The following is a 13,398-nucleotide window of genomic DNA, read 5'->3' on the forward strand; positions in this document are numbered from 1 at the left end:
TAACAGGTCTTGGTATAATCGGCATATATTATTTATAAGAGTATATGTTGGAGTGGGTATATATACTATGGAATTACCGAATATTCAGACTTTAAGAAGTTTTGTCATTTACGGGCGCTTGGGGAATTTCACCTTGGCAGCCAAAGAAGCTAACGTAACACAGTCGGCGTTCAGTGCACAAATTAAAAAGCTGGAGATCATTGTCGGCGTACCTCTTATTCGTCGAGACAATAAGGGGAGTTCTCTTACGGCGGAGGGAGAAATCTTTTACAAAGAGGCGGAACGGATTTTGAGTGCCTTGGAACAAGCCGTTGTAAGTACTCAAACTATGTATGACAGTCGTCGACCCGAACTTCATGTGGCCGTTATGCGCAGTATGGGTGATGTAGTCATGAATACCCATATTGCGTACTTTAAGAAACATTACCCCGACTTTATTGTGAACGTGTACGACATGGAAGAAGAAGAAATCATATCGGATTTATATGCTGAACGAGTAGATGTAGCCTTTGTCTATATTACGAATATGACGAAGTGGGAAGCGTACGGAGTCGTTCCCGTCGGTGCCGATCGATATGTATATTTCGGACCGAAATTGAATTCATCCGATCCGGTGGATAGAGAAGAAATTTTGGACTTGCCTTTATTAAGGTATCCTCCGAAATATTTTATGGAGACTGCTTTTCACGAGTACTTTGCAGGTCGACACGCTAGGGAAGAAATTCAATTGTCCAATCCCTATGCCATGATTGATTATTGCAGGCGGAATCGAGCCGGATTTCTCTTATCTGAACGGTTGGCTGAATCAACGGGAATTCGCAGAAAGTGTAAAGATTTACGACAGGGTCTGAAGTTGCCTCTTTATTTAGTGCACAAAAAGGATCATGTTAAACAGCCCTATATCGATGTATTTTCCGATTACTTACAAAAGAAAAGTTTTCAGTAAAACGAATAGCGTCATTAATTATTTTGATGACGTCATTCGTTTTATTGTCTATACATGATATGGCGACGGAATTATAATCGTCTTTGTTAATTCTTTAAGCTAATATCGAAAAGGGAGTATAAGATGATGGGCGAGAAAAAGGAAACCTTATGGACTGTTCCGTTTGTACTGGACACGGTTATTAATTTGCTTGTATTTTTGATTTACTACTTATTGATGGTTATCATTGCTGTCGTAGCTAAAGATGAATTACATGCTTCGGCCAGTGAGGCCGGGCTGGCGGTAGGTATTTATATTATCGGTACTGTTGCAGCTCGTATCTTTGCCGGCCGTTTTGTCGGTACCTTAGGATGCCGCCGAGTCTTGTACGGAGGTCTGTTCATTTATCTTATTTCTACGATTCTGTATTTTTATATACCGAATTTGCTCGTCTTGGATACTATCCGCTTTGTAAACGGTTTTGCCTACGGTGTTACATCGACGGCAACCAGTACGATTGTGGCTACGGTTATTCCGAAGACTCGTCGAGGTGAAGGCATTAACTACTACGGTTTGAGCCTTAGCCTGGCAGCAGCTATCGGTCCTTTCTTGGGAATTTTAATGCTGTCGATTACAAACTTTACCTTTATCGTCGCTTTCTGTGTAGCTCTTGTTATTTTGTGTATTATCGGAGCGTTCTTGTTGAAGTTTGAAGAACCTACATTCAGTGCCGAAGTCGTAGAAGAAGAAAAGGGCACGCGTATTTCCGATTTTCTGGAACCGCGAGTTAACTCTATTTCTCTCGTGTCTATTCTCGTTGGCCTGTCTTATTCCGGTATTTTGGGCTTCATGGCCTCTTATACTCGTGAAGTAAATCTGGTTGAAGCAGGTACCTTGTTCTTCGTAGTTTATGCTGTTGTTATTACGCTGACTCGACCCGTCCTCGGTATCGTATTCGACCGTCACGGTGAAAACTGTGTTATGTATCCCAGCTATGTATGTTTAGCCATTGGTATCGTACTTCTCAGTCAGGCTACGGCTTCATGGATGGTCCTTTTATCGGCTGTATTTGTCGGTCTGGGTTACGGGACATACATGTCTAACGGTCAGGCCGTTGTCATTAAAATGGTTCCCGTTCATCGCATCGGCGTGGCTACATCGACTTATTTTATCGCTCTTGACCTTGGCCTCGGTGTCGGGCCTTATGTCTTAGGGGCGTGGAAGGAAACCGTCGGCTTTACAGGTATGTTTTCGACGACAGCTATTATTGCTCTTGTAGCACTTGTATGCTACTTCCTTTTTTACGGCCGTCTTGTGGGCACGGATAAGGATCCGTCTTTGAAAGCTCAGCAGGAAGATGAAGCTATGCAACTGCGCATGCGCATGGCTTCGGAATCTCAAATAATTGAAGAATAAATGTATATATGACCGCTTCTGCAAGATGATGAGACTTGCAGAAGCGGTTTTATTATGCAATCCGTCATATGATGCCGAAGAGTACATAAATAAAGAAGGGCGCTTTGCGGAAGCGCCCTTCTTAACGGAGTTTCATGAAATATGAATCGGATTTTAAATCTTATGCCTTGGCAGCAGCTTCGCCGAGAGCCTTGCATTCTTCGGAATCATTCGGCGTTTCGTTTACAATAGCTGTACCGATTAAGTTCGCACCGGCATCAATTACGCGCTGTTTCCAAGTTTCCATCCAGTCGCCGGTGCCCCAACCGTAAGAGCCGAAGAGACCGACTTTTTTACCGCTTAATTTGCCGGCTAATTCTGCAAAGAACGGTTCAACTACCGTTTCTTCCAATTCTTCGCCGCCCATTGCGGGGCAACCGAGGAGAATAACGTCTTTACCTGCGACGGCATCGACGGTTGTATCGTCAAACAACATCTTTTCAACTTCAGCACCGGCACCCTTTGCTGCTGCTTCGATTTCGTTAGCCATTGCTTCCGTGTTGCCTGTGCCGCTCCAATAAACGATTGTTACCATAATGAACTCCTCCTTAAGCTACTATAAGCTCTTCTAATTTTATGCCAACAGAAAACCTGTTGATATAGTCTTGACGACAGCGTGTATACGTTTCGAAGATTTCGGCCGCTTTTTGCGCATCGCCGTATACCTTCCATTCACCGCACAGTTTGGCATGATTGCCGCTATTGCGAATGAATCCGTAAACATCTTCTACAGGATAACCGAGGAAAATTCCCGACTCGTGGGGAAAGCAACCCGTTTCGGAAAAGCGTTCTTCCAACTTGTTCAGCATATCGGTCAATGTCATGCTGTCATTGTATCCGAATTGTCGTAAGAAACAAAGGTTGCATTTGCGACGTACATATTCACAAATCATTTTCGGGCGATATACGTACAATAACGTTCGTGTCGGGCAGGTGAATAAAATACGAAAATATAACCCTTTTTTGTTAAATTTATGATTATATTTATCAACCGTTTTTCTAAATTCATCCATGGTTCCCTGGCGGTGAAAACAGAGAAGAGCACCGGGTTTAAGACCCGCTAATGTCGGTGCACAGTGATGAATTAAGAGTGTATCGATATTCATGCTCTACCTCCGAAAACCATAACATCTGTCGATATCAATATATCAATTATGAAAAAAGTTGTCAATAATAAGTGAGCTAATTTAAATTGTATTCTTCATTTGTATGAGTAAACCTATGGTATAATGAAGAACAACCCGGAGGAGGTGCGGAATTGGAAAAGACAGAATACACACAGTGTTTCGGATGCGGTAAGGATAATCCCATAGGCTTAAAATTGGATATGCATGTCAATGAGAGTGATTCGTATGCCGAATTTGTCCCGAAGCCGGAGCATCAAAGTTATGATGATCGAATGCATGGGGGATTGGTATCCACACTTATCGATGAAGTTATGGGAAATCACGTTTTCGTTTTGACGGGAAAACCGGCTTATACGGCAGACCTGCACCTTCGCTTCAAAGATTCCGTGAAAATCGGAGAGAGAGTTCGTGTTGAATCTCATATCGTTTCCCGGCGAGGACGATTGTTTATAACAAAAGGATGCGTTATAAAGGAAAACGGAACCGTGGCTGTTACGGCTGAAGCCAAGCTGATGACAGCTTCTTAAGGGCGTAAGCAAAGTTTGAAAATCTTTGGAATGGAAAAACCGGCAGATTATATCTGCCGGTTTTTCGCTTGTAAAGAAATAGGATCTTAGAGTTTTAAAAGTTTATTGTACATAGGTGCTGTATGCGGAAGCTGATGTAGGAAGATTGTCGGCAATCGCCTTGTTGAGAGCCATCTGTATATAATGGAGATATTTTGCCAGTTCAGGCGTTATGGGCAGGTTCTTTTGTTTAATCCAGCCGACTCGCATAGTTGCGGAAATATCCGCAATGGGAACGGATACGACTTCCGATCCGATAACAGACGGCAAGAGACAGCCTGTGCCGATGTTATAGGCTTCCGTATTGGCAATAATGCTGAGCATGGATGAACGATCGGATACATAAATCGTTTGCTTTGATATACTGTTCGGAATGATGAACTCTTCCGACAGTTGCTTCGGTTCACTGCCCTGATCGTAGCATACATGGGGATAGTCCGTAAGTTGTACCGTCGTCACTTCGGAAAAGCCTGCAAGAGGATGATCGCTACTGACATAAACATGGGGTGTAAATTCGTGCAAGGGGATAAATTCAAGGTTATTTTTCGTAAGGAGACGGGACATAAATTGTTCCGTTCTTTTAGTAATGTAGATAATACCGATTTGGCTGCGTGAAACAAGGACATCGCGAATGATTTCGGACGTGCGACCTTCACGGAGACGAATGGTATAGGGGATTTCTTCAGGAATGTTTGTAAGCAAGTTAATCAGGCCGTCGACGGCAAAAAGATAATGGTGAGAAGATACGGATAGTCGCAAGTCTTCGTCAAGTCTCTCTTTGCGAAAATAGTCTTCCATAGCATCCGATGCCTCTAAAACATGGTGAGCAAACTGAAGAAACTCAAGCCCTTCGGTAGTAAAAGAAATGCCATGGCGACTGCGTTTTAAAATGGTAATGTGAAACTCTTCTTCCAAATCCTTTACGACCTTGCTCAGGCTGGGTTGGGCGATAAAGAGATTTTTGGCGGCGGCGGTAATGGAACCGCTTTTTGAAATTTCAATTATATATCGCAATTGTTGTAAGGTCATGGTACCCTCCACCATAGTTTTTTTCTATGCAATCGTTTTACGCAACAATATTATTCGTTTAAATTATATGCTGATATACTGAGAATAGCAAAAAATATAAGAAAAAATCATAAGAAGTCTATTATAATATATTATTTTTCTATAAATAAGGAGGAAAATTATGGACAGAACAGAGTTACAAAAAATGGGGTTTGCCACACAATCTATTCATGGGGGGTCTTCGAAAAATACGTTTGGAGCATTGACAGCACCGATTTATCAAACATCAACGTTTATTTTCGATTCGGCGGAACAGGGCGGAAAGAGATTCGCTCTTGAAGAAGAAGGGTATATTTACAGTCGTCTCGGAAATCCGACTAACACGGTTGTAGAAGAAAAAGTCGCTCTTCTCGAAGAAGCGGAAGCCTGCATGTCCACGGCATCGGGAATGGGGGCTATTTCAGCTACTTTCTGGACTATTTTGCAACATGGCGATCATGTAGTAGCCAGCGATACTTTATACGGGTGTACTTTTGCACTCTTGAATCACGGTATGCCTCGGGCGGACGTGGACGTAACTTTTGTAGATATGAACGATTTAGAGGCTGTTAAAAAGGCAATGAAACCGAACACAAAAATGGTTTATATTGAAACTCCCGCCAATCCGACCTTAAAAATCGTAGATATTGAGGCCGTATCCGCTATTGCACATGAAGTGGACGGTTGTCTGGTCGTTGTAGATAATACCTTCTGCACACCTTATATTACGAAACCGCTGACATTGGGAGCGGATGTAGTCGTTCACTCGGCGACAAAATATCTGAACGGTCACGGTGACGTTATTGCCGGTTTTGTTTGCGGCTCTGCCGAATTCATAGCCCAAGTTCGTCTCTTCGGTATTAAAGATATGACAGGTGCCGTTTTGAGTCCCTTTGATGCTTTTTTGATTGCTCGCGGCATGAAGACCCTGGCATTGCGTATGGAAAAACATTGCTCAAACGCCATGGAGGTAGCGGCGTTCCTGGAAACTCATCCGGCTGTAGAATCCGTTGCTTATCCGGGGCTTAAGAGTTTCCCTCAATTTGATTTGGCAAAGAAACAAATGAGTCTGCCCGGCGGTATGATTTCTTTCGAACTTAAAGGCGGTAAAAAAGCGGGCGGCACGGTTATGGACAGTGTCAGACTTTGTAAATTGGCCGTATCTTTAGGCGATGCGGAAACGTTAATTGAACATGCGGCTACAATGACTCATTCTCCGTATACGGCGGAAGAGTTGAAAGCTGCCGGTATCAGTGAAGGCTTGGTTCGGCTGTCCGTTGGCTTGGAAGATGCTCAAGATATTATTGACGATTTGAAACAGGCATTGGATAAAGTGAAATAAGAAGGCAGTAAAAGATAAAAGGCGATGACCGGAAGGTTATCGCCTTTTATAAAAAATGTAGAAACCATATATATTAAATATCTATGAATATACCAAACTTTTTAATATTACACCCCAATATATGTATGTGATAGGATGTACAAAGATTAAAGTACGTTGTATATTACTTTACTTGTTGCAAAGGAGAGTGTTGGTCAGTGGACGGAAATAAGGATGAAGTAAGAAAAGAAGAAGAGGCGGTTCAGTCTGAACGAAAAGATGACGAGATAAAGCCGAACGGGACGGCGTTATTCCCTTTTATTGTATTTGTAGGCGTGTACTTGGGGGCCGGGATTATTTTACAAATGCAGGGTGTGGAAATGCCCTTTTATCAGTTTCCTGCACCGTTGGCCTCTATCATCGGTATTATCGTAGCATTTGCCTTATTGAAAGGAAAATTTAGTGATAAGTTTAATACTTTCATTGAAGGTTGCGGAAATCCCGATATTTTAATTATGTGTATGATTTTCCTGTTAGCCGGAGGCTTTGCCGTAGTGTGCAAGGCTATGGGCGGTATAGATTCTACGGTCAACTTGGGGCTGACGTATATTCCGCCTCAGTATCTGGCAGCCGGTGTATTTCTTATTTCGGCTTTCATTTCTACGGCAACCGGTACATCTGTAGGCTGTTGTGCGGCTGTAGGTCCTATTGCCGTAGCTATTGCTGAAAAGTCCGGTACTCCTTTAGGACTGGTCCTCGGTTGCCTTATCGGCGGGGCTATGCTCGGAGATAATTTGTCCATCATTTCGGATACGACCATTGCGTCTACGCGTACGCAAGGCTGTGAAATGAAGGATAAATTTAAATTAAATCTTTGGTTGACTATTGTGCCGGCCGTGATTACCTTTGTACTTCTTGTTATCTTCGGCGGATCGGACGGAGCCGTATGCTCGGGAGAACATCCGTACAGTCTGATCAAAATCCTTCCGTATATTGTTGTTCTTGTTACGGCCGTTGCAGGCGTAGACGTATTTCTCGTCTTAGTAGGCGGTACGGTTTTGGCAGGCATCATCGGGATGGCTTACGGGGATTTAACATTTTTGTCCTTTATGCAGGCTATTTATAAGGGCTTTTCGGGAATGTTTGATATCTTTCTCTTGTCGCTTCTGACAGGCGGTTTGGCTGCTATGGTGAGCAGGGCGGGAGGTATTGCTTTCCTGCTTCATTCAGTGGAGAAATTTATTACGGGCAGCAAGTCGGCACAAATCGGTATTTCCGGGCTTGTTTCCATTACGGACATTGCCTTGGCTAATAATACGGTTTCTATTATTATTAACGGGGAAATGGCAAAGAAACTTTGTTATCGCTTTAAAGTGGATCCTCGTCGCTCGGCGGCCCTGCTCAGTACGTTTTCGTCTATTTTTCAGGGTCTCATTCCGTACGGGGCACAGATGCTTATCGTTACGGGCTTTACAGCCGGAGCCGTATCACCGCTTGAAGTTTTGCCGTACACTTGGTTTCTCTATCTTTTAGCTATTTCCGCTATTATATCCGTTTTTGTTCCTTTTTCGGACGGATTTATCAGAAAAGATCCGTGGAATTACGAGCATGAAACGGCGCAAAGCAAGGTTGACGCTTTGGCAAAATAAACACGGACACTATCCTTTTACAGACATAAAAATCCCTGCCCGAAGGCAGGGATTTTTATGTCCGCATTTAAAATGCAGGAAGGATGGAGCCTTGGAAGTGCTCTTCAATAAACTTACGAATCGGTTCGGATTGGTAAATTTCTACCAACTTTTTATATGTTTCATTATTTACGTCGTCGGCACGAACGGCAATGACATTAGCGTAAGGCGAACTCTTATCTTCAACAACAAGAGCATCCTTTTGCGGATTCAAGCCGGCCGGAATAGCGTAGTTCGTGTTTACGCAAGCTAAGTCCATATCATCGAGAGAACGAGCGATTTGAGCCGCATCGAGTTCCGTAATCTTCAGATTTTTCGGGTTGCTGACAATGTCTGCAACTGTTGCATCGACAGTCTTGCCGTCTTTTAACGTAATTAACTTAGCTTGTTGCAACAGTAACAGGGCTCTGGCCCCGTTCGTAGGGTCATTAGGGATGGCCACCGTAGAACCGTCGGCTACCTGATCAAGTGATTTATACTTGTGCGAGAAAACACCCATGGGAAGGATAATCGTTTTGCCGATGGACTTTAAATCGAGACCTTGTTTTTTGACGACATTATCCAAGTAGGGCTGATGTTGGAAGGAGTTCATATCCAAATCTTTTTGAGCCAATGCCGTATTGGGTTGTACATAGTCGTTAAATTCGACGACTTTAACCGTAATGCCCTGTTTAGCCGCTTCTTTAGCGACTTCATCCATAACTTCCGCATGCGGGCCGGCAGTTACGCCAATTTTAATTTCTTTGTTATCGCCGCCGGCAGAATTATTGCCGCCGCAACCGGTAATAAACGCGGCAGTTGCTACGATGAGGGCCAAGGTGAGGCCTTTTTTCAGGGAAATTTTCATAATATAACATCCTTTCATTAAAAAGCTTATGATGTGGAGCTCATACAAAAAAGCCGTCATTCAGATGACGGCTTTTCTTATCTTTTCCGTTCATCTGCCGGCATATGCCGTCGGACTTGGCACCTTCCCTGGCGGGGGTTGCCGCAATGTCATCGGGCCGTATCCCTCAATTGCTCTTGATGAAATCACATATATAATTGATGTTCCGTATTATAACATCGTGGAAATAAATCTGTCAACGATTTATTTCTACTAAAAAAGTACAGTATAAAATGGGGATAGAAGTACTTATTCTTGGAAGTTTAAGATCTTTCCTGGATTAAGAATGTTATTGGGATCCAGTGCGTTTTTTATCGTACGCATCAGGTACTTTTCTCCTTCAGGCGTAAACTTTTCCATATAGCGTAATTTTTTGGCACCGATGCCGTGTTCACCGGCCAGGCGGCCTCCGACGGAATATGCATAGGCATAGACTTCGTTGTGGAAGGCTTCGACCGATTTTTCCCACATTTCATCAGACATGTCCGTTTTGCATAAGACGATATGAAGATTCCCGTCACCGATATGAGCATTGATCTTTACTTCAAAAGGATATGCATTCCCGATGTCCATGATTTTTTCAATTGTATCGGCAATGCGGTGAACAGGGACAACTACGTCATCCGTCAAAAAGACTTTGCTGATCAACTCGACAGAAGTCTGGCAATTACGTCGCATGTTCCAAATGCGATCGTCCGCTTCAAGAACATCCACGGCACCTGATTGTTCGCAAATATCGGCTACTTGTTCCATCTTTTTATCCGCATCGTCTGCGTCATACGTTTCAACCGTTATGATGACATATACGCCTTTTTCATAACCGGGCATATTTTCATATCCGCAATAATCGGCACAGCCGCGAACATATGAGTTATCCATATATTCAATACTCGTAGGCTCAATGCCGGCTTTAATCAACTGCGGTACCATATGCAGAGCCGGAGTAGGCGAGTCATAGACGGCCAAGACGTCAAAACGATACGGCGGCAAAGGCGTGAGCTTCACTGTAACTTTCGTAATAATACCGAGAGTTCCTTCGCTGCCGATAATTAATTGTTCCAGACAGTAGCCTGTAGAGCATTTTTTTAAGATGCCGCCTACTTCGACGATTTCGCCTGTCGGTGTAACGACTTCAAGGGCGTAGACTTGATGGCGCGTAACACCGTAACGAACGGCTTTTAGACCGCCGGCATTCGTTGCCAGATTGCCGCCGATAAGACTGCTTTCCGAGCTGGACGGATCGCCGGCATACAGAAAACCGGCTGATTTGGCACGATTTTGTAAATCAATGGTACGCACACCCGCCTCGACAGTCATGTACATGCCTTCTTCATTAAGTTCCAAAATTTTATTCAGCCGTTCCATTAAAAGGACGAGGCCGCCGCAGACAGGAATAGCACCGTCTGCAAGACTGGTACCTCCCGAACGGACCGTGACGGGAACTTTGTAGCGGTTGGCCAATTTGAGAATTTGTGAAATTTCTTCGGACGATGCGGGAGCAACGGCTGCTTCGGGCATATGAAACAGCTTAGGATCCGATTCATAGTCCGTTTGATAGGCGATGAGTAAGTCGGCGTCAGTCTTAACATATGACGGGCCGGTTATTTGTTTCAGCTCTTCAATAAATTCGGCTGTTACGGGTGAATAGGTTTGCAAAATATAACCCTCCTTTAAATCAGGTATATACTATTTTAACATCCTTTCTACTCCTTTCAATAAGAACGAAATAAAAAATTTTTTATGCCGAAAAGACACAAGCGGTTTAAAGAGGAAAATACTGAGAATTGTTGACAAATAGCTTTAAAAAGAACACAAAAAGGGTGGAAAATTTTATGAACAGCATAAAAACTTATTTCTTGGATAACTATGAACGCATGAAATAAAAAAAAACAGACGAGAAATATACTCTTTTTTTATGGTTACTGACATAGATTATCAAGAATAAAACGGGTTAACCATGCGGTATTTTGGTTATTTTGATAATTGACAAGGAGGGAGAAACGTGTAATAATTATGTCAGCGAAAGGGACATGAGAACCCTCGAGTGATATTTTTTGCGGAGGTGAATACCATGCATGTAGTTTCCGATGAATGCGTAAAATGCGGTGCTTGTGAAGCAACTTGCCCGACCGGCGCTATTACTGAAGGCGAAACGAAGTATGTTGTAGGCGATGCTTGCATCGATTGCGGTGCTTGCGAATCCGTTTGTCCTACAGGCGCTATCGCTGCTGAATAATAGGCTATATACATATAAACCGCTATGTGTTATGCATAGCGGTTTTTTGTGTGTCTTCGTTGTTTTTTAACGGTGTCTGTGATAGGATAAAGGCATTCCGGTCGACTGTGCCGGTAAGTCGAGGAAGGAGATAACTGTGTCTGTTTTTATCATTGCCTGCCTTGTCGTAGCGGCAGACCAAATCGGAAAATATGCAATATCCCATTCCATGATATTGAATCAATCTGTTCCGGTTATACCGGGATTTTTTCATATAACTTATATTTTGAATAAGGGAGCGGCCTTTGGCTTTCTGGAACATAAACAATGGCTGTTTATTGCCGTTGCCATAGGGCTCTTCCTTCTGTATTTTGTATTTCGTAAATACTTGCCGAAAGTGCCGGTTGTCACTGTCGGTACGGGGCTATTGTTAGGCGGTGCCTTCGGTAATGCAGTTGATAGATGTTTATTCGGAGCCGTAACGGATTTTTTCGATTTTCGGGTATGGCCCGTATTTAATATTGCCGATATAGCCATTGTAGTAGGTGTCTTTTTATTACTCATTTATTGCTGGACCCACGGTTCGGAGTAAGGCGGTTGAAATGGAAGTTATAACCTCTGTCGTAACTGATAAAGATACGGGAATACGGGTTGATATATATGTAGCAAGGGCTTTGGATATATCTCGTTCGTATGCAGGGAATCTCATAAAGAATGGGAAGGTTTCCATGCGTGACCGCATCCTGAAAGCCAACTACCGCGTGGCGGAAGGTGACGAAATCGTCATTGAAAAGGATGAGGCTGAAGACCTTACGGTTGAGGCTGAAAATATCCCTTTAGATATTGTATATGAAGATAAGGATATTATTATTGTTAATAAGGCACGAGGTATGGTTGTCCATCCGGCGGCGGGAAATCCGAACGGGACCCTTGTAAATGCACTTTTATGGCATTGCGGCGGCGAGTTGTCGGGGATTAACGGTGTTATTCGTCCCGGCATTGTTCATCGACTGGACAAAGATACATCGGGGCTTATGGTAGCGGCTAAAACCGATACGGCACATAAAAGCCTGGCGGAACAGATTAAGAGCCATACGGCACGACGCACCTATGTTGCTCTCGTTCACGGCAATATTGTGGAAGCAAAGGGGCGTATTGATGCACCCTTGGGACGACATCCTAAGGACCGCGTTAAAATGGCCGTCAATATGAAGGACGGCAAAGATGCGATTACACATTTTACTGTATTGGAGAGGTTCGGTAACTATACGTTGGTACAGTGTCGTTTGGAGACAGGACGGACTCACCAGATTCGCGTGCATATGGCTTATATCGGGCATCCCGTAGTAAATGATCCCCTGTACGGGTATAAAAGAGACGCCTTTCCCATTGAAGGGCAGGCGCTTCATTCCTGTGCTCTTGATTTAGTGCATCCTATTACGAAGCAAGCCATGCATTTTGAAGCCCCTTGGCCCGATGATTTTAAGGCTGTCGTACAAGCTGTTGACGGCGGAGGTGTGTAATGTTGCGATACAAAACCTTGTTATTGGATGAAAAGGCTATAGAACGAGCCATACGGCGTATTGCCCACGAAATTATCGAGCGTAACAAAGGATTGGAACAGATGATTCTCGTCGGGATTCATACTCGCGGTGTTCCCTTGGCGCAAAGATTGGCTCGTGAATTGGAATCCATAGAGGAAGTCGTCGTTCCCGTTTACGACTTGGATATATCCGCTTATCGTGACGATCGAAAACGGACGGATATTCGTCGCGTCGACAAGGGTAAGACTGCTTTTAATGCCGACGACAAGACGATTGTCTTAGTCGATGACGTTTTATTTACCGGCAGAACTGTGCGCTCGGCTTTAAATGCCGTCATGGAGGCGGGTCGTCCGAAGTTTATAGAACTGGCTGTTTTGATAGATCGCGGACATAGAGAACTTCCTATTAGGGCCGACTATGTAGGGAAAAATGTTCCTACGGCTTTACGAGAAGCCGTGTCCGTTCAACTTGAAGAAACGGATGAAAAAAATCAAGTCGTGTTATGTGAAGAAGTGCCTCGTTAGAGGTACTTCTTTTATTCATTGTAAGAGTTGGACAGGTACTTATGGAAGCTGACCACGATGTAGAAGTCGGAGAAGGTGTATGCGTATAGACAAAAGACCG

14 protein-coding genes and 1 riboswitch are annotated in these 13,398 nt (G+C 43.7%); of the genes, 9 read left to right on the forward strand and 5 right to left on the reverse strand.

Annotated elements, in window-relative coordinates; translation table 11 throughout:
* Positions 1-67 precede the first annotated feature (67 nt).
* Positions 68-946, forward strand: a complete 879-nt coding sequence (locus PGX78_RS02830; protein WP_270445309.1) for a LysR family transcriptional regulator — start codon at positions 68-70, stop codon at positions 944-946.
* 126 nt (positions 947-1,072) lie between these two features.
* Positions 1,073-2,341, forward strand: a complete 1,269-nt coding sequence (locus tag PGX78_RS02835; protein ID WP_270445318.1) for an MFS transporter — start codon at positions 1,073-1,075, stop codon at positions 2,339-2,341.
* A gap of 160 nt (positions 2,342-2,501) precedes the next feature.
* On the opposite strand, the gene PGX78_RS02840 is transcribed toward PGX78_RS02835, so the two are convergent.
* Positions 2,502-2,915, reverse strand: a complete 414-nt coding sequence (locus PGX78_RS02840; RefSeq protein ID WP_006941876.1) for a flavodoxin — start codon at positions 2,913-2,915, stop codon at positions 2,502-2,504.
* A 13-nt stretch (positions 2,916-2,928) separates the two neighbouring features.
* Positions 2,929-3,486 (reverse strand): DUF3793 family protein, encoded by a 558-nt coding sequence (locus PGX78_RS02845; RefSeq protein WP_270445310.1) that lies wholly within the window; start codon positions 3,484-3,486, stop codon positions 2,929-2,931.
* A 152-nt stretch (positions 3,487-3,638) separates the two neighbouring features.
* On the opposite strand from PGX78_RS02845, the gene PGX78_RS02850 reads away from it, so the two are divergent.
* Positions 3,639-4,034, forward strand: a complete 396-nt coding sequence (locus tag PGX78_RS02850; protein WP_270445311.1) for a PaaI family thioesterase — start codon at positions 3,639-3,641, stop codon at positions 4,032-4,034.
* A gap of 102 nt (positions 4,035-4,136) precedes the next feature.
* On the opposite strand, the gene PGX78_RS02855 is transcribed toward PGX78_RS02850, so the two are convergent.
* Positions 4,137-5,102: a LysR family transcriptional regulator gene (locus PGX78_RS02855; RefSeq protein ID WP_270445312.1), complete on the reverse strand. Its 966-nt coding sequence runs from the start codon at positions 5,100-5,102 to the stop codon at positions 4,137-4,139.
* A gap of 160 nt (positions 5,103-5,262) precedes the next feature.
* Here PGX78_RS02855 and megL point away from each other — a divergent pair, with 160 nt between their 5' ends.
* Entirely contained in the window at positions 5,263-6,462 is a 1,200-nt protein-coding gene (gene megL / locus PGX78_RS02860) for a methionine gamma-lyase (protein WP_270445313.1), read from the forward strand.
* 197 nt (positions 6,463-6,659) lie between these two features.
* Entirely contained in the window at positions 6,660-8,090 is a 1,431-nt protein-coding gene (locus PGX78_RS02865; protein WP_270445314.1) for a Na+/H+ antiporter NhaC family protein, read from the forward strand.
* Between the two features lie 67 nt (positions 8,091-8,157).
* Here the strand turns inward: PGX78_RS02865 and PGX78_RS02870 are convergent, their stop codons facing one another.
* On the reverse strand, positions 8,158-8,976 hold the full coding sequence (locus tag PGX78_RS02870; protein ID WP_040773772.1) for a MetQ/NlpA family ABC transporter substrate-binding protein: 819 nt from the start codon (positions 8,974-8,976) through the stop codon (positions 8,158-8,160).
* A gap of 87 nt (positions 8,977-9,063) precedes the next feature.
* A riboswitch (SAM riboswitch) is annotated at positions 9,064-9,162 on the reverse strand.
* Positions 9,163-9,264: 102 nt separating this feature from the next.
* On the reverse strand, positions 9,265-10,671 hold the full coding sequence (locus PGX78_RS02875) for an FAD-binding oxidoreductase (RefSeq protein WP_270445315.1): 1,407 nt from the start codon (positions 10,669-10,671) through the stop codon (positions 9,265-9,267).
* Positions 10,672-11,086: 415 nt separating this feature from the next.
* Between PGX78_RS02875 and PGX78_RS02880 the strand changes: the two genes are divergently transcribed.
* The 4 genes from PGX78_RS02880 (at position 11,087) to pyrR (ending at position 13,298) form a co-directional block, all read left to right on the forward strand.
* The gene (locus PGX78_RS02880) at positions 11,087-11,251 is read left to right on the forward strand and encodes a DUF362 domain-containing protein (RefSeq protein WP_006941884.1); all 165 of its coding nucleotides are present in this window, start codon (positions 11,087-11,089) and stop codon (positions 11,249-11,251) included.
* A gap of 136 nt (positions 11,252-11,387) precedes the next feature.
* A complete protein-coding gene (gene lspA / locus PGX78_RS02885) occupies positions 11,388-11,822 on the forward strand; it encodes a signal peptidase II (RefSeq protein WP_270445316.1) in 435 nt (144 codons plus the stop codon).
* Between the two features lie 10 nt (positions 11,823-11,832).
* A complete protein-coding gene (locus PGX78_RS02890; protein ID WP_270445317.1) occupies positions 11,833-12,753 on the forward strand; it encodes an RluA family pseudouridine synthase in 921 nt (306 codons plus the stop codon).
* Positions 12,753-13,298, forward strand: coding sequence for a bifunctional pyr operon transcriptional regulator/uracil phosphoribosyltransferase PyrR (pyrR, locus tag PGX78_RS02895; protein WP_006941887.1), 546 nt, complete (start codon positions 12,753-12,755; stop codon positions 13,296-13,298). Before PGX78_RS02890 ends, pyrR begins: the two co-directional genes overlap by 1 nt.
* Positions 13,299-13,398: the final 100 nt, after the last annotated feature.

Origin of the sequence: Megasphaera sp. AF13-6AC (assembly GCF_027685385.1) — a bacterium.
GTDB classification, from domain to species: Bacteria; Bacillota; Negativicutes; order Veillonellales; family Megasphaeraceae; genus Megasphaera; species Megasphaera micronuciformis.

Coding starts and splice junctions, on each gene's coding strand:
- PGX78_RS02855 (WP_270445312.1), bottom strand. CDS start 5,102: ATGACCTTACAACAATTGCGATATATAATTGAAATTTCAAAAAGCGGT.
- pyrR (WP_006941887.1), top strand. CDS start 12,753: ATGTTGCGATACAAAACCTTGTTATTGGATGAAAAGGCTATAGAACGA.
- PGX78_RS02830 (WP_270445309.1), top strand. CDS start 68: ATGGAATTACCGAATATTCAGACTTTAAGAAGTTTTGTCATTTACGGG.
- PGX78_RS02890 (WP_270445317.1), top strand. CDS start 11,833: ATGGAAGTTATAACCTCTGTCGTAACTGATAAAGATACGGGAATACGG.
- megL (WP_270445313.1), top strand. CDS start 5,263: ATGGACAGAACAGAGTTACAAAAAATGGGGTTTGCCACACAATCTATT.
- PGX78_RS02870 (WP_040773772.1), bottom strand. CDS start 8,976: ATGAAAATTTCCCTGAAAAAAGGCCTCACCTTGGCCCTCATCGTAGCA.
- PGX78_RS02845 (WP_270445310.1), bottom strand. CDS start 3,486: ATGAATATCGATACACTCTTAATTCATCACTGTGCACCGACATTAGCG.
- PGX78_RS02880 (WP_006941884.1), top strand. CDS start 11,087: ATGCATGTAGTTTCCGATGAATGCGTAAAATGCGGTGCTTGTGAAGCA.
- PGX78_RS02835 (WP_270445318.1), top strand. CDS start 1,073: ATGGGCGAGAAAAAGGAAACCTTATGGACTGTTCCGTTTGTACTGGAC.
- PGX78_RS02840 (WP_006941876.1), bottom strand. CDS start 2,915: ATGGTAACAATCGTTTATTGGAGCGGCACAGGCAACACGGAAGCAATG.